Source organism: Salinivibrio sp. ML290 (assembly GCF_001995695.1).
In the GTDB taxonomy this organism is placed as follows: Bacteria; Pseudomonadota; Gammaproteobacteria; order Enterobacterales; family Vibrionaceae; genus Salinivibrio; species Salinivibrio siamensis.
Genome location: NZ_MUEY01000002.1, coordinates 218559 through 238048, shown reverse-complemented (window position 1 = coordinate 238048; position 19490 = coordinate 218559). Strand labels below are relative to the sequence as shown.

Annotated in this window: 12 protein-coding genes and 1 other annotated feature; of the genes, 5 read left to right on the top strand and 7 right to left on the bottom strand. The window is 50.6% G+C overall.

Translation table 11 applies throughout. The annotated features are described in order from the left end of the window. Positions 1 to 81 precede the first annotated feature (81 nt). Complete coding sequence (gene grcA / locus BZG23_RS03245; protein ID WP_046074059.1) at positions 82 to 459, top strand: autonomous glycyl radical cofactor GrcA; 378 nt, start codon at positions 82 to 84, stop codon at positions 457 to 459. 94 nt (positions 460 to 553) lie between these two features. On the opposite strand, the gene thrC is transcribed toward grcA, so the two are convergent. The 3 genes from thrC to thrA are packed head-to-tail and all read right to left on the bottom strand — an operon-like array spanning position 554 to position 5255. Further along, a complete protein-coding gene (gene thrC, locus BZG23_RS03240) occupies positions 554 to 1837 on the bottom strand; it encodes a threonine synthase (RefSeq protein WP_077606132.1) in 1284 nt (427 codons plus the stop codon). Then, complete coding sequence (thrB, locus tag BZG23_RS03235) at positions 1834 to 2793, bottom strand: homoserine kinase (RefSeq protein ID WP_077578954.1); 960 nt, start codon at positions 2791 to 2793, stop codon at positions 1834 to 1836. Before thrB ends, thrC begins: the two co-directional genes overlap by 4 nt. 2 nt (positions 2794 to 2795) lie before the next feature. Further along, positions 2796 to 5255, bottom strand: a complete 2460-nt coding sequence (thrA, locus tag BZG23_RS03230) for a bifunctional aspartate kinase/homoserine dehydrogenase I (RefSeq protein ID WP_077606131.1) — start codon at positions 5253 to 5255, stop codon at positions 2796 to 2798. Between the two features lie 24 nt (positions 5256 to 5279). Continuing rightward, positions 5280 to 5396: a sequence feature (Thr leader region), on the bottom strand. A 165-nt stretch (positions 5397 to 5561) separates the two neighbouring features. Between thrA and aceK the strand changes: the two genes are divergently transcribed. Both aceK and BZG23_RS03220 read left to right on the top strand, forming a co-directional pair. Further along, positions 5562 to 7301 (top strand): bifunctional isocitrate dehydrogenase kinase/phosphatase, encoded by a 1740-nt coding sequence (aceK, locus tag BZG23_RS03225; protein ID WP_046074055.1) that lies wholly within the window; start codon positions 5562 to 5564, stop codon positions 7299 to 7301. Between the two features lie 233 nt (positions 7302 to 7534). Further along, entirely contained in the window at positions 7535 to 8008 is a 474-nt protein-coding gene (locus tag BZG23_RS03220) for a hypothetical protein (protein ID WP_046074054.1), read from the top strand. Positions 8009 to 8021: 13 nt separating this feature from the next. Here the strand turns inward: BZG23_RS03220 and BZG23_RS03215 are convergent, their stop codons facing one another. Both BZG23_RS03215 and BZG23_RS03210 read right to left on the bottom strand, forming a co-directional pair. Next, entirely contained in the window at positions 8022 to 8504 is a 483-nt protein-coding gene (locus BZG23_RS03215; RefSeq protein WP_046074053.1) for a putative 4-hydroxy-4-methyl-2-oxoglutarate aldolase, read from the bottom strand. Between the two features lie 33 nt (positions 8505 to 8537). Continuing rightward, complete coding sequence (locus BZG23_RS03210) at positions 8538 to 8960, bottom strand: DUF3293 domain-containing protein (protein WP_077606130.1); 423 nt, start codon at positions 8958 to 8960, stop codon at positions 8538 to 8540. Positions 8961 to 9394: 434 nt separating this feature from the next. Between BZG23_RS03210 and arcA the strand changes: the two genes are divergently transcribed. Beyond that, complete coding sequence (gene arcA / locus BZG23_RS03205) at positions 9395 to 10114, top strand: two-component system response regulator ArcA (protein ID WP_046074051.1); 720 nt, start codon at positions 9395 to 9397, stop codon at positions 10112 to 10114. Between the two features lie 127 nt (positions 10115 to 10241). Here arcA and arcB read toward each other — a convergent pair whose 3' ends face one another. Together arcB and BZG23_RS03195 are read right to left on the bottom strand one after the other, a co-directional pair. Continuing rightward, positions 10242 to 12596, bottom strand: coding sequence for an aerobic respiration two-component sensor histidine kinase ArcB (gene arcB / locus BZG23_RS03200; protein WP_046074050.1), 2355 nt, complete (start codon positions 12594 to 12596; stop codon positions 10242 to 10244). Positions 12597 to 12605: 9 nt separating this feature from the next. Then, a complete protein-coding gene (locus BZG23_RS03195) occupies positions 12606 to 14399 on the bottom strand; it encodes a GGDEF domain-containing protein (protein ID WP_077606129.1) in 1794 nt (597 codons plus the stop codon). A 614-nt stretch (positions 14400 to 15013) separates the two neighbouring features. On the opposite strand from BZG23_RS03195, the gene gltB reads away from it, so the two are divergent. Then, positions 15014 to 19480, top strand: a complete 4467-nt coding sequence (gene gltB / locus BZG23_RS03190) for a glutamate synthase large subunit (protein ID WP_077606128.1) — start codon at positions 15014 to 15016, stop codon at positions 19478 to 19480. Positions 19481 to 19490: the final 10 nt, after the last annotated feature.

Sequence of the window (19490 nt, the reverse complement as noted above, 5' to 3'; positions counted from 1 at the left end):
ACTCTTTAAAGGGTATATATAGGCACTCTAAATGATGAAATCTTACATCATAAAAGTCACTATCATAAAAGGGGATAGGCCATGATCACTGGTATTCAAGTAACCTCAGCGGCCAATGATGAACTCGTTAATTCTATTTGGTTGATTGATAAAGACACCGATCAAGCGCGTTGTGTTTGTGCTAAACAAGGCTTTGAAGCGGATCAGGAAGTTGCCCTATCTTCTTTGGGTGAATTCGATTACCGCGAGGTGAATATCGAGACACAAGCGGTCAACGAAGGCGGCCAGCATCTTAACGTCAACGTATTGAAGCGTGAAACGCTGGAAGATGCAGCAAAGCACCCAGAGAAATACCCACAGCTGACCATTCGCGTCTCCGGTTATGCGGTACGTTTTAACTCACTGACGCCTGAACAGCAGCGCGACGTCATTACACGTACCTTTACCAGCTCACTATAAGCGCATTGCTTTTCGCAAGAGCGCTTACAATGAAACAGCCCGCTATCGCGGGCTGTTTTTTCAGGCATAGGCTGGAGTGCGTTGCTTCTACCCGTTAGCCATTAATGTCTAATAGGTAGTCTCGTAGCACTTGGAAATCCGCCTCTTGCTCACGAGAAAGCAGCGTCATTTTCGCGTGTTTCGCGAGCGGCCCAGGCAGGGGGATATCTTTATCCAAAATGGCATCCACCGACTCTTTAAATTTCGCCGGGTGGGCGGTGCACAAGAAGATCCCCTCTTCTCCTGGTTCAAGCTGCTCAGCCAGCAGACGGTAAGCAATCGCACCATGCGGTTCACACAAATAGCCCGCGTGAGAGAGCGATTTTAAGCTCTCAGCCGTTTCCTCATCGTCAGCACGCCCTGAGGCAAGTTCACTCAACGTCCACTGCTCTCGGCGGAAAAGCTCTTCGATACGTGGCCAGTTGTTAGGCTGACTCACGTCCATGGCATTGGATAAGGTGGCGACCGTTTGCTGCGGAGACCATTCCCCCGAGTCCAAATAACGCGGTACCGTGTCATTGGCATTGGTACCCGCAATAAAGCGCTTAATCGGCAGCCCCATCGCTTTAGCAAGCAAACCGGCCGTGAGGTTACCAAAGTTACCACTTGGCACCGATATCACCACATGATCGCGTTTATGCGGAGGGAGCTGCGCCACCGCCTCGAAGTAGTAACAAATCTGGGCCATTAAGCGGCTAATGTTGATGGAGTTAGCCGAGTTAAGACCAATGGCCTGACGAAGCTCGCTATCATCAAAGGCTTGCTTGACCATGCTTTGACAATCGTCAAAGGTGCCATTAATCGCGACCGTATGGATATTGCCGCCGAGCGTGCAAAAGAGTTTTTCCTGCAGCGGGCTGATTTTGCCTTTCGGGTACAAGATGACGACATCGATATTATCAATACCGTAGAACGCGTGGGCAACAGCCGCCCCTGTATCCCCAGATGTTGCCGTGAGGATAGTGATCTTTTTGCCATCAGAGACCGCTGCCAGCGACTGCGCCATAAAACGGCCACCAAAGTCTTTAAAGGCGAGCGTCGGGCCATGGAAAAGCTCAAGCGCGTGAATATTATCTTTCACCTGGGTAAGCGGTGCGGCAAAGCTAAATGCGCTTTTAACCAGTTCACTCACTTGCTGTTTAGGCAGCTCATCGCCAATTAATGCAGATAAAATTTCGCTACTGCGCGCCACCAAAGGCATGGCCAGTAATGCCTCGATGTCGTCGAAGTGGGGCAAGCTCTCGGGAAAAAAGAGCCCTTGGCCACGACCTAAGCCTTGCTGGACCGCCTGAGAGAATGACACGGTTTCACTGTGATCTTTGATGTTATAAAGCTTCATGCCTGACTTCCTATTTCTTTCGCGCCCTGTCCATCAATGCGACATACATGAACAAAGCCATCATCATTTTGTATATAGTGCTCGCGTAACCATTGCGCGACACGCTCTGCCACCTGCCTATCGTCACAAATGCTAAATAGGGTTGGCCCTGAACCGGAAATCCCCGTCGCCAATGCGCCACAACTGGCGGCATACTCGCGCGCTTCAACAAACCCCGGCAGCAGTTTTTGTCGGTACGGCTCAGCAATCACATCGCAAATTAAACTCGCCGCGAGCTTAGGCTGTTGCGTGTGACACGCATGAATAAAGCCGCCGAGATAGCGCCCATGGGCGATCACATCTTGCCGGCGATACTGGGCGGGCAAGATGGTGCGTGCTTCTGCCGTCGACACCTTGATGCCCGGATACGCCATCACCCAATACCAGTTTTCAAAGTGTGGCACCGCTTGACTGATCACCCCTTGGCTTTCCAGCATGAGCTGCACGCCACCAAGATAACAAGGCGCGACATTGTCATAATGTAAGCTACCGGAGATGGACGCTTCCATTTCTCCCATCAGCGCTAACATGCGAGTCTCATCGAGCGCATGGTCATGAAAGCGATTCAACGCATCGAGCGCGGCGACAATCGAGCATGCACTGGAGCCAAGTCCTGACCCAATCGGCATATTCTTTTCAAGCACCATGGCAACGGGTTTCACCGCCAAGTCATGGCTTTTAAGCGCCTCGGCATAGGCCAAGTACGCCTGATAAACGATATTATCCTGCTGATTAGCGGGTAGCTTATCGATAAAGCGGCCTTGGCAGCGCAATGAAAAAGCGTGGTTTCCACCGTCTGCCACTTCCACCACATCGCCCAATAAACTACCGTCGACAGGACTCACCGCTGCCCCTAAGACATCAAATCCCACACTGACATTACCAATCGATGCAGGTGCATAAACACGGACTGCCATAACTAGACTCCTAACTTCCAACCCAGTGTACGCATTAAGTCCGCAAACACCCCGGCGGCGGTCACTGCGGTTCCCGCGCCATAGCCTCGCAGCACCAAAGGAATCGGCTGATAGTACCGGCTATAAAAAGCCAATGCGTTCTCACCCTCTTTGATTTTGTTCATGGGGTCATCGTCAGATACCGCTTGGATTTTGACGAAACAGCGTCCGTCTTCGATACCACCAATATAACGCAATACTTTGCCTTCTTTGGCGGCAGCCTCGGACCATTGTTTAAAATATTCATCGGCTTGCGGCAAACGCGCCATAAAGGTTTCCACATCACCGGACTGATCAAAGCCAGGCGGAAGCGCAGGTTCGACCTCAACATCATCAAGCTCAAGCTCCATGCCAGCTTCACGTGCCAGAATCAACAGCTTACGTGCCACGTCCATACCCGACAGATCGTCACGCGGATCCGGCTCAGTAAAACCGTTTTCACGCGCGACCTTGGTCGCCTCACTAAAGCTGGCGCCGTCATCTAACTTGCCGAAAATGTGGGAAAGCGATCCCGATAAGATCCCAGAAAAGCGTGACAGCTCATCCCCTGCTGCAATCAAGTTTTGTAGGTTTTCAATCACCGGCAGGCCTGCGCCCACTGTGGTCTCATACATAAATTTGCGGTGCGTCGCACGGGCCGCCTGACGCAACTGGTGATAGTAAGCCATGCTGCTGGTATTGGCTTTCTTATTAGGGGTAATCACGTGAAAGCCTGCACGCAAGAAATCAGCATATTGATCGGCGACCTGTTGATCGGCGGTGCAATCGATCAACACAGGGTTAATGATATGATTACGCTGAACTAGCTGGATCATCCCCGCTAAGCTGAACGTAGACAGGTGGTTGGGGAGTTCATCGCGCCAGCTATTTAGATCAATGCCTTGGCTGTTAAGCCACATCCCTTTGCTGTTCGCTAAGCCACAGACCCGCATCACAATGCCTTGTTGCTGGAGCTTGGCTTGTTGGCGGCGGATTTGCTCAATCAGCTCACCCCCTACGCCACCGACACCGACGATAAACACATCCAAATGATGCTGGCTATTAAATAAATTCTCATGACAGGCTTTAACCGCCTCAGAGACTCGCTCTGAAGGCACCACCGCAGAAATAGCGCGTTCCGATGAACCTTGAGCAATCGCAACGATATTGACATTGACTTCTGCCAACGAGGTGAAAAAGCGCGAGGCAACACCTTTCGATGTGCGCATGCCATCGCCCACCAAAGAGACAATCGACAAATTATCCATAAACTCGACAGGCTCAAGCAGACCATCTTTCAGTTCAAGCTCAAAATGATTACTCAGCACCTTGTCGGCTTTTTCTTTGTCCTGGCTTTGAATACAAAAACTGATGCTGTACTCAGAAGAGGATTGGGTAATCAACACAATCGACACCCCCGCTGATGACATCGCACCAAATACGCGTGATGCCATCCCTACCATGCCTTTCATACCCGGGCCTGATAGGTTGACCATGCTCAAATCGCTTAAGGTGGTGATGCCCTTAATCGCAAGCTTGTCCTCCCCGCTATCCTCACCAATTAAGGTGCCTTCTGCTTGCGGGTTCGCCGCGTTTTTAATTAAACAAGGGATATGAAAGCGCGCAATCGGTGCGATGGTTTTGGGGTGTAACACTTTCGCGCCAAAGTAAGACAGCTCCATCGCTTCTTGATAGCTCAGCGATTTTAGCAAGCGCGCATCCGGTACGAGGCGAGGGTCACAGTTGTACACCCCATCGACATCTGTCCAAATCTCGCAACACTCGGCACGTACACACGCCGCGAGTACCGCGGCAGAGTAGTCTGAGCCATTCCGTCCTAGGGTCACCAGCTCGCCATTTTCATTCCCCGCCATAAACCCTGGCATTAGACCAAAGTGTTTCGCCGGGATGGGCGATTGTTTGAAGCGTTGCGATGAGACTTCGATGTCGACTTCAGCACTTAAGTGACTGCCCGACGCGGCAAAGTATTCCACCGGGTCAATGTCGAACACTGCATACCCACGCGCCTCGAGTAGAGCATGCATCGCTGCGACCGACAAACGCTCACCTTTACTGACGACACGTGCGTAGGTGCTATCTGGGCATAAGCCCAATAAACTCATGCCATGCACATATTGGCGAAGCTGGCCGAGACTGCGTGTTAATTTATCGAAAAGTGGCTGGGTATCGAGGTTGGGTTGACGCTCAGCTAGGCCATGAAACAAGCCGACGAAAAGCTGCTCTAGCTCTTTAAGCGGCAATTCCGCTTCACCATGTTTGACCGTGTTCTCAACCACTGAAACGAGGATGTTTGTCACCTTCGCTGGGGCGGATAACACGGCAGACACCTCGCTCTGCCCCTGGTTACTGACAATGATATCGGCAGCGCGACTGAAGCGCTCAGCATCGGCCAGCGATGTGCCACCAAATTTTAAAACTCGCATCCGTTTGGGACCTCTCTTTTAAGATAAAAAAAAGCCCGTACCTGGGAAGGTACGGGCTTTTTTGGAAATTCTGTGCGTATCAGCCCGCACCAACACATGATGTGCCAGTAATAATAATGGTGGTTGTGGTGGTCTGGGTGCTGATCGTTAGTTGCATGTGTGTTGCGTATATCATTTGTTTTGTTTGATTCTCTCTAGGTGTATCGAATCATGTTGCTTAGGTCAACAAAAAAGTGATCCTGATTGCTTTTTCAACAAAACTCTGCGAGCTTGAACAAGGGAGCAACCAGATCGCAAGGAGCGCGAATGACCCAAGAAGCGATGGCCCAATTAGTCGCCAATACCATACTACAAGGCTCGGATGCTATGTATGGCCGGTTTCTCGATGTCACCTCCGGTGCGCAGGAGCGCTTTGAGCAACAAGACTGGAAAAGTGTTCAACAAGCGCTCAAAACGCGTATCCAGTTCTACGACCATCATGTTGGTTTGGTCAGTCAACAATTAGGAGCCATGCTCGGCAAAGCGCACGCCACACGCTCCTTTTTGATGGCAGTCAAAGCGGCTTATGTCACCTTGCTTGATGACTACCCGCGTTACGATATCGCCGAGAGTTTCTTTAACTCTGTGTATTGCCGGATCTTTGAACACCGCAATATCCGTCGCGATAAGCTGTTCGTGCAAAGCTCCCAAGGGGGACGGATCCCCAAATATCCAACCCCTTTATTAAGACGCTTCCAATCCCAAGCCGGCATTTACGCCACCTTAGAGCGGATGCTCGATAGCACCCCGTTTACCCTACCTTGGCGGGATAAAAGCGGCGATCTCAAACGTGTGACACAAATACTCCAAGCGCGGTTTGGCCCGCAACTTACCATGAGCTTTACCCTAGAAATGGTTCGTCAGCCTTTTTTCCGTAATAAAGGCGCTTACCTTATCGGCCGACTCGATATGGCTAACCAGCGCCGGCCTTTGGTGCTGCCGCTCGCGATCTCCGAGCAAGGGGAGCTGTACATCGACGCCTGTATTACCGACAGTGATGATGTCAGCATCGTGTTTGGTTTTGCCCGCTCGTACTTCATGGTCTACGCCCCTGTGCCGGCGGCGTTGGTGGACTTCCTTAACCAGCTGATGCCCAACAAAACGCCCGCTGAGCTCTACACCGCGATCGGTTGCCAGAAGCACGGAAAAACCGAGCTATACCGTGAGTTTCTTTACCACCTGGATAACTCGGATGACTTGTTTGATATCGCGCCTGGGGTCAAAGGAATGGTGATGTCGGTATTTACTCTGCCTTCCTATGGGTTTGTGTTTAAGATCATCAAAGACAAGTTTGCCCCGCAAAAGCAAATGACCCACGCCCAAGTAAGGGAAAAGTACCGCCTGGTTAAAGAACACGATCGGGTTGGACGCATGGCCGATACCCAAGAATACCGTAACTTTATTTTTCCCCGTGACCGCTTTAGTGACGCCTTAATTGATGAACTCCTCGAGGTTGCCCCCTCCTGCGTTAACGTCACCGACAACGAAGTGCGCATTCGCCATCTCTACATGGAAAGGCGCATGATCCCGTTAAATATTTATCTCGAAAAAGCCGAGCCGGACGCGATCACCCAAGCCGTACAAGAATATGGCGATGCACTCAAAGAATTAGCCGCCGCCAACATCTTTGCCGGCGATATGCTGTTTAAAAACTTTGGGGTCAGTCGTCACAATCGGGTCATTTTCTATGATTACGATGAGATAGCGTATCTCACTGAGGTAAACTTTCGCCATATTCCGCCACCTCGCTATCCAGAAGATGAACTAGCTGCAGAGCCTTGGTACAGCGTGGGCGAAAATGACGTATTCCCAGAAGAATTTCGCACATTTTTACTGGTTAATCGTACCGTTGCCGACGAGTTTGATCGCCTCCACCCAGAGCTGTTCGAAGCTGGTTATTGGCAGCAACTGCAAAGCCAGGTAAAGGCCGGGCATTTTCATGATGTGCGTCCCTACAGCGAAGAAAACCGGTTGGGACACGCGACGCTCTCACCAAAAACGGCCTAATATTTGCTCAGTCATCATGTGTTAACCGCACACTGGCGATTTACCGCCTTTTTGCGCCAATAAAGTGGCAAACCGTCAATATATTGGCACCTTAGTCTATCGACCGTTATCGGCACGCATGAGGAGAGAGACAAAATTCGGCAGTAGTATCTATTTTTTGTCTACACTGATCACAACGCATCAGCGTCTTCTAAGACTGAGCTAAGCCTAAAAAGAACAATGAGGCACAGGATTTGAGTATAAAACAACTAGGACTGTTGACCCTCGTCTTACAAGCTGTGGCAGCGCCTGCGTGGGGCCAACCGTTAACTTGGCAAACGCTGCCAGCTGGGACAGCTGATCACTTCTTTATTCAGTCTATCCCATCGGCCACACAAGGTTTTGATAGCTGGACCATTCAGTCAGGCTATCGTTACCCACTCAGTAATGTATCTGTTTATATGGGCACGCAACTGAAAAGCGAAAACGACCAACACACCACGCAACAAGGGTTGTTAAGCGGGATTGAGTACCGTTTTACCGACAAGCTGCGCCTTTCGAGTCAAATTAGCCGCGATAATGACGATACCCTGATCAATCAGTGGGGCGTCAGCAGTCGCTACCAGTTGAGTGAGTCAATTGATGTGAATGCCGGGCTAGATGTCGAGTTTCGTCCCGAAACCTCCCCCGAATCGATTTACCAACTCGGGGTTGGGTTGCACTTTTAACCCGCCGCCCAGATTAACTGATCAGTGGCTCTGCACACACAATCACGCCATTTAGATCGGCATACAGATAATCACCTGCCCTCACAGACACGCCGTTTAACGCTAACGCGACATCCACATCGCCCTGATCGCGTTTTTGCGTTTTTATCGGACAGACACCCAGAGCCTTAATTCCGATCGGCAAGGTCGCTAGCGTCGCCGCATCGCGAACCGGCCCAACGATGACGACGCCTGCCCACCCATTATCAACAGCGCTTTGTGCGATAAGATCGCCCAGCAAGGCTCTATCCATCGCACCAGAGCCATCCACTACCAGCACCTGGCCCTCACCTGGGGTAGCCAGCATCGCCTTCACTTTGGAATTATCCTGATAGCAACGTACTGTACGAACTTGGCCTTCAAAGCAGCAATGAGCGCCATAGTTCTGCCACTGCAGTGGGATCCATTGCACCGCCTCCGGGTGGTTGTCACATAAGTCCGGCAATTTATCGTCCATGATGCCTTTCTCCTTTTTCGTTGTGGGAAAGAGTTAGCGAGTGGCTGCCGTGAACAAGGATGAAAAACGCACGTTCAGTGATTGCGGTGTGAACGCATCCATCAAAACAGGCAACAACCATAAACTATCATTCTCTACCCAATAGATGGCATTTTGTTGCCATTGTTGCGCCAATAACATGGCTTCGTGCTTATCCACAGCAACCGCAAAACCCGGCTCATACCAACTCCCATCCGGCGCCCCACCATTCATTGGCCAATAGCGTATCCCTTGTTGTGTCATTGCACTTTCAAGCTGAGCATTACGCGATTGATTCTCTTTCTCATATAAAGGTTGGCTACGCGGATTAAATGCGGTAAGAATAGCAAATGCTTCGGCATCTGGCGCTTGAGGAGCGTGAAACGCGATCGATTGGTAAGTTTTCCACAATTCTTGCTGGTTATCAGGATCACACATTGTTTACACCTACTCGTAACGCATACTATGCTTAGTGACTAATTATGCGTCATTATTCAGAAAGTTAAGTTAAAACGCGTCGCTAACTGACATTTAACATGCTTTTGATTGGGGTCAATAAAGGATGAAAAAAATCATCAACCCTTATCCTAATATATTGTTAGCGTGCTGTTAAATGAATACAATTGGCGATAATTAATGGATATCAGAGTGATTGGCTTGGTGGTGCACTCATACTGCCACGCCCCGTCTTAAGCTGGAACTCACGGTGCGTTGTCTAGCATCGACGAACACTTCTCTATGGATGGCGTGCCATATGTTAGTTGCGAGATTCGCGGTAGACACTCCTCGCATTTTTGTAATTTTTTTTCACAGGCTAGACAGTCTAGACTGTGAAGTGCAACCGGATTCTATTTAGATATTAGGTATCGCCAATGCAAACCCCGCAAATTCTGATTGTAGAAGATGAACAGGTCACACGTAACACGCTGAAAAGTATCTTTGAAGCGGAAGGTTACAATGTGTTTGAAGCCAGCGATGGCGACGAAATGCATCAAGTCCTGTCTAACCATCATGTTCACTTAGTGATCATGGATATTAACTTGCCAGGTAAAAACGGCTTGTTGCTCGCGCGCGAATTGCGTGAACAAGGTGACATGGCGCTGATGTTCCTCACTGGGCGTGACAATGAAGTCGACAAGATTCTCGGGCTCGAAATCGGTGCCGACGACTACATTACCAAACCATTCAACCCACGCGAACTGACTATCCGTGCGCGTAACCTGCTCACACGTGCCATGAGCAGTGTCAACGACAGCGAAGAAAAGCGTAACGTCGACGTGTATGTCTTTAACGGTTGGACACTCGACATCAACAGTCGCTCGCTCATTAACCCAGAAGGGGAAACCTTTAAGCTGCCTCGCTCTGAGTTCCGCGCCCTGCTTCACTTCTGTGAAAACCCAGGCAAAATTCAGACGCGTGCTGAGCTGCTTAAGAAAATGACGGGTCGTGAACTTAAGCCGCACGATCGTACCGTGGATGTCACGATCCGCCGGATCCGTAAACATTTCGAATCGCACAATGACACACCAGAGATTATTGCGACCATCCATGGTGAAGGTTATCGCTTCTGCGGTGAAATCGAAGAGCAATAAAGAGTCGTTGAGAGACAGTGCATGGTTTAATGACTGCGTGTCGAACTCAAGAAAAAGGCGCCGATTAAGGCGCCTTTTTTCTCTTTGTCGCTTGCTGGTTTCTCAGTGGGCTCGCCAGCCAGAAGCGCTACGCTTGCTCGTCTAACCACGCTTTTAGCACATCCAGGTCGTGCTGATAGCCATCTTTGATTTCATCAATCCAATCCGCAATGTTCTCCCACCACGCGGGGAGGTCGGGTGACTGTGCTTTTTGCGCCACTTTTTGAATATGCTTGAGTCCCACCGACCCTGCAGCGCCTTTAATTTTGTGCGCTTCAGAAACAATGCCTTCTTGATCTCGTGCCGTCATATTCGAGTCGAGGATGGCGATGTACTCTGGCATGGTTGACTCAAACATCTCAATGCTTTGTTTCACAGGGTCTATACCCACTAACTCCACATACCCAGTGAGCATATCCATATCGAGTAACCGCTCTGCTTGTTCATTCGCGATAGGACGGCTCGGCGCGGGCTCATTCACACTCTCGACGTCTGTCACCATGTTTGATGACAAAGCATACTGCTCAATCACCTGGTTAAGCGCACTCACACTAATGGGTTTGCTGATCGCATCGTCCATTCCGTTGGCAAGATAGCTATTTTTGTCATTAATAACATTGGCGGTCAGCGCAACTAAAGGTGGCAGTTGCGCATACTGCTCTCGCCAAGTAGCCGCGATATCAAAACCGGTCATATCGGGCAGTTGAATGTCGAGCAGCGCCAGATCAAACGCGTCTGGCGAGAACACATCTAACGCCGACTGCCCATCGCGAGCGACGGTCACCTGGTGCCCCAAACTCTCAAGCAAGCTGGTAGCAACAGTAATATTGAGCTCAATATCCTCCACCAATAAAATACGCAGCCTGCTTTCCACTGGGGTGAGTGCCGGTGTTTCGTCTTCTCCAGGCTCACTCAATGGCACCTTGACGGTAACCGTAAAGGTACTCCCCTCGCCCTCTTCACTGTCGAGGGTAATATCCCCCCCCATCAAACGGGCCAATTTACGCGATACCGCCAAGCCAATACCTGTCCCAACGGCATGCAGGTTTTCCCCTGCCTGTTTAACTTGGTAATACATGGCAAAAATCTTGTCTTGTTCATCCGCGGGGATCCCGATACCACTGTCTTCAACGTCAAAGCATAAATGGGCTTGGTCACCGTCCACTTCCGCGCTGACTGTAATGATCACACAGCCTTGCTTGGTAAACTTGACCGCATTACCGACGAGGTTCCATAGGATTTGCCGCAGCCTCGTCGTATCAACCGCCACATAGTCAGGGAGTTCGGTCACTCGCTCAAGTTCAAAACGTAAGCCCTTTTGCTCGGCCATCAACCCTGAAATATTGTCGATTTCGGTAACAAACTCATTTAAATCCACACTGGTGGGATGCAGAGAAAGACGTTTGCGATCAGATTTGTCTAAATCAATGATGTCGTTAAAAATATTTCCCAACGTGATCGCACTGACATAAATCGTCCGCAGATAATTACGTTGCTTATCATCCAAGTTTGACTCCAGCAACATGCGGCTTAGGCCAACAATCCCATTGAGCGGGGTGCGCAATTCATGACTAATGGTGGAAATAAACGCTGTTTTTTCTCGGCTCGCTTTTTCCAGCGCATCTTGGTAGCGCTTACGCTCGGTAATTTCTCGCCCAAAACCAAGCAGCCCAAGGTGCCGCCCATCTCGGGCAAAGAAAGGCACTTTGCGTAATTCAAAATAGGCTTTACGCCCGTCTTGATATTCAAGCCATTGCTCGTAGGTTATCGACACATTGGCGTCAAACACTTGCTGGTCGGTTTCGACCACTTTTTCAGCGATATCTTCGCGATAAACGTCCCAAGGTGTCAGCCCTTTGAGCGTTTTCTCGTCATAACCGGTTAGCTCTTCCATCGCTCGGTTACAGCCCGAGAACTGACCATCAGCGTTGCGGTAGTAAATCAAATCTGGGGAAGCATCAATGAAAGAGCGGAGTAAGGCGGTTTGCTCCGCCAGCTCCAACTGCGCTTTTTCACGCTGATAAACTTCATTTTCAAGATCTTTAATCGCCTGCTGCCGCGCACTCTCCGCTTTCTCACGCTCTTCTATTTCCGAGTTGAGTTGCTCAATATTTTCGGTGAGTTGGCGGTTAAGGCGCATATCACGCGCACGCATTTCTTCCAGCTTAGAAACCAGTTTTGATAACCGCTGACGAGACTCCTCCAGTTGATCAACCACCACCGACAAAAAATAAACCGCCCACGGCGTGATCACCAGGCCAAAGAAAACAGAGCGAATGATATCAATATTTTGAACCGTGCCCTCAAGGACTAAGGTAATCCCCACTTGCACCACTACCGCGAGCGCCACGAGCGCCAAAGCCAGTAGCATGCTAAAGCGCACTATGCCTAACTTGACTAGTAGGTCGACGTAATATTGGGCAAGGACTTTAAGTTGTTTCATATAGGCTTATTAACCGCCAGATTCGAAGTGAATTGATTCAGCCACCGAGGCTCGTTGCTTGTTTGATGGGCGAGAATGAGAGGCACCTTGCAGCACACTCACACGATTGCGGCCATGTCGCTTGGCTTGATATAACGCACGATCCGCGCATTGTACCAAATCGCCATAATCTTGATCCGGCGCTGGGATCATACACGCCGCCCCCAGGCTCATCGTCAGTTGCTGGGTGGATGCCGCGTCCAAGTGTTCGATGTTCGCCGCTAATATCGCTTGCCTCGCCCGTTCAGCCACATCCATCGCGCCGTTTAGCCCTGTCTGTGGTAAGACAATCGCAAATTCTTCCCCCCCATAACGGGCAACCATATCCATCGGGCGATGAACGGACGATTTTAGCGCCTTGGCCACTTGCTGTAAGGCCCAGTCACCCTGCTGGTGGCCATAGTGATCGTTGTAAAGCTTAAAATGATCTATATCGCAAAGAATAAACGCCAGGGGGGTCTGCTCTCTGGCGTGTGAACGCCACAGCGTGCTCAATTGCTCGTCAAGACTGCGTCGGTTAGCCACTTGAGTAAGGCTATCAACAAAGCTGAGCTCCTGCAGTGCCATGATGGCATCGGCTAACTGTTGTTGTGTCTCTTTCCGTTCGGTGATATCTCGTGCCATCAGCAGCACAGCCGGTGCCAACGTGACCGGATCTTGAATGCGTGACTTGGTCACCTCATACCAAGTTTGCTCACCTGTATCCGTTAAAATGACATCTTCATAGGTAATGGTTCCACCCGTTTCTAACACCTGTTTATCACGCGCTTTGTGTTGATCAAATATCTCCGGATCCACCACATATTGCGCCGGTGCATTCTCGAGCGCTTCAATGGTGGTGCCAAGCGCATCGGCGTACGCTTGATTACACGCCAGGTGATAATAGTCTTGATCAAAAATGCCGATAGGGTCGACACTCGCTTGGAAAATCGCACTGAGCAAGTTACTTCGCTGCTCCAGCACTTGCTCAACCGAGTGACGCTGTTGTGCTTCTTTTTGTAACCGCTCCTGCATCTGGTGCCAATTGGTCACATCATGGCTAATACTCAATGTGCCTATCACTTCCTGCTTATCATTTTTAAGCGTTGTGATATTCGTTTCCAATAAGCAGCTCTGATCATGATGTTGTGTCGCCCAGGTACGTACTGTTCGCGGCTCGGAAAGCGGCTCACAGGCTTGCCAAAGCACTGCTTCTTGCTCACGGCCCTGCCAGAAGCGGTCAAAGGCGGCGTTCGTGCCCACCACGTTTCCCTCAACATCTTGAAAGCATACGAGCTCCGCCAAGGAATTAATCACGCTTAAAAGCACACCTTGTTCTTGTTGCTGCAGGTGCCATTGCGTGTTGGACTCAGAGGCAGAAAATGAAATGAGCCAGGCACGCTTGCCGCGACAGCGGATCGGCAAGCCAGATAAGGTCACCTCAACCCGCACCCGATTCGCGCCCGGGGCTCTGACTTTGGCTTCAACATTAGAAAATGGCTGAGGCCAACGCTGCGCCACAATAAAAGCGCGCACCGCTTGCTGCTGTTTTTCATTGGCGGTTTTAAACCGGTTGTGGCTACCTACCAGCGAAAAAGACTCCACACAAGGTGCATTGGCATACAAGATGTCACCATCATCGGCCGTGACAATCGCATGTGGCGTGTCTAACCCGGCCATGTAAACCCGCCAATCGGATAACGCCAGTGTCGCTCGACGCGCGCGCCAACCGTAGCCAAGCAAAGCGCCTAACACGAAAACCAAGCTAAAACTAAAAAACGCCATGCCACTCCTGTCTGCCTTATTACTGTCCTTGATCGTATTCACGCCCTACCTCACCGGCGACGTATTCTGCCACAGTTTTGATAGAACGCGTGATTGTCCTGTTCACAGCTTTGCGAATATCATTTGTTATTTTATTACATCAATTGACAGTGCTTTTTGCTATGAAAGAGAAAGCATATAACGCACCCTTCTTTATTCATCATCAAAGCTAGGATATCTACTCGAATTCGCCTTTTATTTAATAATTATTTAACAAAATGGCATAATTGCGAATAGATATTATTCATCAAAAAAACCACAATAAATACTTTTACATCAGTCGCTTACAATAAAGACATGCTTCTATCGCTATGCATAAAGGATGCATATAAAAATTTGACCTTTGCAAGGTTTACCGTTAATTTGGAAGGTCGCTGAATAGTGCTTTGCCTGTGTATTCTCTGTCAATCCATCGATAAAACAGTGAGTTAGAGTGTAAATCACCGACTTTTCTCGTTAAAAAATCACAACATAACGAGCGCACAGTCACAAAGCGAATCTGTTCAGAGTGGTCAGGAGGATCACGACAATAAATGCAATCACTGCGCGTAACGCAGTAGCAAGGGAGAATTGCAATGTCGCTGTACAACCCAATGCTGGAAAAAGATAACTGTGGTTTTGGCCTTATCGCCCATCAAGAGGGGGAGCCCAGCCACAAACTGGTTCGTACTGCTATCGCTGCACTTGACCGCATGACCCACCGAGGTGGTATCAACTCTGACGGCAAGACAGGCGATGGTTGTGGGCTACTACTGCAAAAGCCCGACCGCTTTTTCCGCCTTATTGCTGAGCAAAACCAATGGAAGCTGAGCCGTCTATATGCGGTCGGCATGATTTTTCTCAGTGCCGATCCGGCAAAAGCCCAACAAGCCAAACAACGCTTCGAGCAAGAAATCAACGCTGAAACGCTATCAGTGGTGGGATGGCGGACCGTACCGACCAACCCAGATGTACTCGGGGATATCGCCAAACAGTCTCAACCGGTCATTGAACAAGTGTTTATCAATGGTCCAGCAGGCTGGCGCGCACGCGATTTAGAGCGACGCCTGTATATTGCGCGTCGCCGTGCAGAACAAGCCTTGGCAGACGATGCTGACTTTTATGTCACCAGCCTATCCACACAAACCATTGTTTACAAAGGGTTGTGTATGCCAGCGGATCTGCCACGTTTTTACACCGATCTCGCGGATCTGCGCTTAGAGTCATCTATCTGCTTGTTCCACCAGCGTTTCAGTACCAATACTCAACCACGCTGGCCGCTCGCACAACCCTTTAGATACCTTGCCCACAACGGCGAAATCAACACCATTGAGGGGAACCGTCAATGGGCACGCACACGTGCATACAAATTTAACTCCCCTTTGTTGCCTGACTTACATCAAGCCGCCCCGTTTGTGAATGAATCAGGGTCTGATTCCTCAAGCCTCGACAACATGATGGAAGTTTTTCTCGCCGGCGGGATGGACTTATTCCGAGCTATGCGCTTACTGGTGCCGCCCGCTTGGCAAAATCACCCAGACATGGATGATGAACTGCGCGCATTTTATGACTTTAACTCCATGCATATGGAGCCATGGGACGGGCCGGCGGGCATCGTGATGTCAGACGGCCGCTATGCCGCCTGTAATCTTGACCGAAACGGCCTGCGTCCGGCGCGCTATGTGGTTACCAAAGATAAGTTTATTACCCTCGCCTCCGAGATTGGGATCTGGGATTACGCACCTGACGAAGTGTCAGAAAAAGGCCGCGTGGGCCCGGGTGAGCTTTTAGTGATCGATACCCGCGAAGGGAAGATTTGGCACTCAGGTGAAATCGATGATGAGCTAAAAAGCCGTCATCCGTACCGTGAGTGGCTGGACCAACATGTCCGTCGTCTCACACCGTTTGAAGACTTAGATCCTGACACCAGTGAAGGCAGCCGTAACCTTAAAGATGCCCAGCTTAAGACCTATCAAAAGCTGTTTGGGATGTCGAATGAGGAAGTGGATCAGGTCGTCAAAGTGCTGGGCGATATTGGCCAAGAAGCCACCGGCTCCATGGGTGATGATACGCCAATGGCCGTACTATCGTCGCGTCCACGCTGTGTGAGCGATTACTTCCGACAAAAATTTGCCCAGGTGACTAACCCACCGATTGATCCGCTGCGTGAGAACCACGTGATGTCTCTGGCCACCTGTATTGGCCGAGAAATGAATGTGTTCTGTGAAACCGATGGGCACGCCGAACGGGTCGCGTTTAAGTCTCCGGTCCTTCTGTTCTCGGATCTGGTGCAACTGCTCGAGCTGGACGATACCTATTATCGCAACAGCATTTTAGATATTAATTACGATCCGAACGAAAAAGATCTTCATCAAGCCATCCTCGATTTATGCGATCAGGCCGAGCGTTGTGTCCGTGATGGCACCGTTCTTGTGGTGCTCTCTGACCGCAGTATCAATAAAGATACGCTTCCGATTCCTGCGGCAATGGCGGTCGGTGCGGTGCAAAAACGCTTGGTTAACCAAAACCTACGCTGTGATGCCAACATCATTATCGAAACCGGCAGTGCTCGCGACCCCCATCAATTTGCGGTGTTACTCGGGTTTGGTGCCACGGCGGTTTATCCTTACTTAGCCTATGAAACACTGGCGAACTTGGTCGATATTGGCGCCGTCGATAAGCCGTATCGCGATGTGATGGTCAACTTCCGTAATGGCATTAATAAAGGCCTTTACAAGATCATGTCAAAAATGGGGATTTCGACCATTGCCTCTTACCGTTGCTCGCAGTTGTTCGAGGCGGTTGGCTTGCACCAAGATGTGATTGAGCTTTGCTTTAAAGGCGTGGCTAGCCGCATTCAAGGGGCCAGTTTTGATGATTTCCAACAAGATTTGATCAACCTATCTCGCCGAGCATGGATCAAGCGTAAACCGCTTGAACATGGCGGTCTGCTTAAGTATGTCCACGATGGTGAATACCACGCGTATAACCCAGATGTGGTGACCAACTTGCAAAGCGCGGTGCGATCTGGCGAGGCCATGGATTACAAAACCTACGCTAAAACCGTGAATGAGCGTCCTGTGGCAACCTTGCGCGATTTAATGCAACTGAAAAAAGCGGCCTCACCGGTTGCGCTCGAACGTGTAGAGCCGGCAACGGAGCTGTTCAAACGGTTTGACTCGGCGGCGATGTCTATCGGTGCCTTGAGCCCGGAAGCGCACGAAGCGCTGGCTATTGCCATGAACCGTCTTGGTGGCCACTCAAACTCCGGCGAAGGGGGCGAAGATCCACGTCGTTTCAATAGCGAACGCAATTCACGCATCAAGCAGATTGCATCTGGCCGTTTTGGCGTCACCCCGCACTATCTGACCAATGCGGATGTGCTGCAAATCAAGGTCGCGCAAGGCGCGAAGCCCGGAGAAGGTGGACAACTGCCTGGCCATAAGGTGACAGCAGAAATTGCTAAACTGCGTTTCTCCGTCCCCGGCGTGACCTTGATTTCGCCACCGCCGCATCATGATATTTACTCGATTGAGGATTTAGCCCAGCTGATCTTCGATCTCAAACAAGTTAATCCGCAGGCACTCGTGTCGGTTAAGCTGGTTTCAGAGCCAGGCGTAGGCACCATTGCCACCGGGGTGGCCAAAGCGTACGCCGACCTAATAACCATCTCAGGGTACGACGGTGGGACAGGTGCCAGCCCGCTCACCTCGGTAAAATATGCAGGTAGCCCATGGGAATTGGGGCTCGCTGAAACTCAGCAAGCACTGGTTGAAAACGGCTTGCGCCATAAGATCCGTTTACAAGTCGACGGGGGCCTAAAAACCGGTTTAGACATTGTCAAAGCCGCTATCTTAGGCGCAGAAAGCTTTGGCTTTGGTACCGCCCCTATGGTCTCACTTGGCTGTAAATACCTTCGTATTTGCCACCTCAATAACTGTGCAACTGGCGTTGCTACTCAGGATGAAACCTTACGTAGTGAGTACTTTAAAGGCCTGCCCGAGCAAGTGATGAACTTCTTCAAAGGCCTAGGGGAAGAAGTGCGCGAGCTGCTGGCCGAATTAGGGGTGGAAAAGCTCACCGATCTGATTGGTCGAACCGACCTCCTTGAGGCGGTTGATGGCTTTACCGCCAAGCAACTGAAGCTCGACCTAAGCCATATTCTCGATGCGCCAACGCCGTGGCCAGGTAAAACCTTGTATTGCAGTGAGCCTAACACGCCATTTGACAAGGCTGAGCTTAACCAAGCCCTGCTTAGTGAACTGGGTGAAGCTATTGCGGCCAACCACAGTGCCAGTGTCTACAAGTCTGTTCGTAATACCGACCGTTCAGTCGGTGCCAGCTTGTCTGGTGCGATTGCAAAACGTTACGGCAATACCGGTATGGCTGCTAACCCACTGGATGTGCAGCTGCAAGGCACCGCCGGCCAGTCGCTCGGGGTATGGAATGCCGCGGGAGTGAACATCACCCTTATTGGGGATGCTAACGACTACGTCGGAAAAGGCATGAGCGGCGGACAGATTGTGATCCGGCCCCCTATCGGCTCAGCATTTGCCAGTCATGAGTCCACCATCATGGGTAACACCTGCCTATACGGTGCCACTGGGGGCAAATTGTTTGCGGCCGGTAAAGCCGGGGAGCGTTTTGCCGTGCGTAACTCAGGCGTCCATGCCATTGTGGAAGGCGCGGGCGACAATGCGTGTGAATACATGACGGGAGGCATTGTGGCCATTCTCGGTCGCACCGGGGTCAACTTTGGCGCTGGGATGACCGGTGGCTTCGCATACGTGCTGGATGAAGAGGGCGATTTTAACGGTCGTATCAACCCTGAGTTGGTTGAAGCCCTATCGTTGGAGGCTTTGGCTATCCATCAAGAGCACTTACGTGGCCTGATAGCCCAACACTTCGAGCTGACCGGCTCGGATCGTGCACAACAGCTGCTCGATGACTTTGACACTTGGGTACACCGTTTCTACCTCGTCAAACCGAAAGCCGCTGATGTGAATACCTTATTAGGCCACCAAAGTCGCAGCGCTGCTGAGCTGCGCGTTCAGGCGCAGTAAAAGGAGGGAC

Excerpts from the sequence above, each read along its gene's own strand:
- thrB (WP_077578954.1), bottom strand. The coding sequence starts at position 2,793 with ATGGCAGTCCGTGTTTATGCACCTGCATCGATTGGTAATGTCAGTGTG.
- aceK (WP_046074055.1), top strand. The coding sequence starts at position 5,562 with ATGACCCAAGAAGCGATGGCCCAATTAGTCGCCAATACCATACTACAA.
- BZG23_RS03195 (WP_077606129.1), bottom strand. The coding sequence starts at position 14,399 with ATGGCGTTTTTTAGTTTTAGCTTGGTTTTCGTGTTAGGCGCTTTGCTT.
- BZG23_RS03215 (WP_046074053.1), bottom strand. The coding sequence starts at position 8,504 with ATGGACGATAAATTGCCGGACTTATGTGACAACCACCCGGAGGCGGTG.
- arcB (WP_046074050.1), bottom strand. The coding sequence starts at position 12,596 with ATGAAACAACTTAAAGTCCTTGCCCAATATTACGTCGACCTACTAGTC.
- BZG23_RS03210 (WP_077606130.1), bottom strand. The coding sequence starts at position 8,960 with ATGTGTGATCCTGATAACCAGCAAGAATTGTGGAAAACTTACCAATCG.
- gltB (WP_077606128.1), top strand. The coding sequence starts at position 15,014 with ATGTCGCTGTACAACCCAATGCTGGAAAAAGATAACTGTGGTTTTGGC.
- arcA (WP_046074051.1), top strand. The coding sequence starts at position 9,395 with ATGCAAACCCCGCAAATTCTGATTGTAGAAGATGAACAGGTCACACGT.
- grcA (WP_046074059.1), top strand. The coding sequence starts at position 82 with ATGATCACTGGTATTCAAGTAACCTCAGCGGCCAATGATGAACTCGTT.
- thrA (WP_077606131.1), bottom strand. The coding sequence starts at position 5,255 with ATGCGAGTTTTAAAATTTGGTGGCACATCGCTGGCCGATGCTGAGCGC.
- thrC (WP_077606132.1), bottom strand. The coding sequence starts at position 1,837 with ATGAAGCTTTATAACATCAAAGATCACAGTGAAACCGTGTCATTCTCT.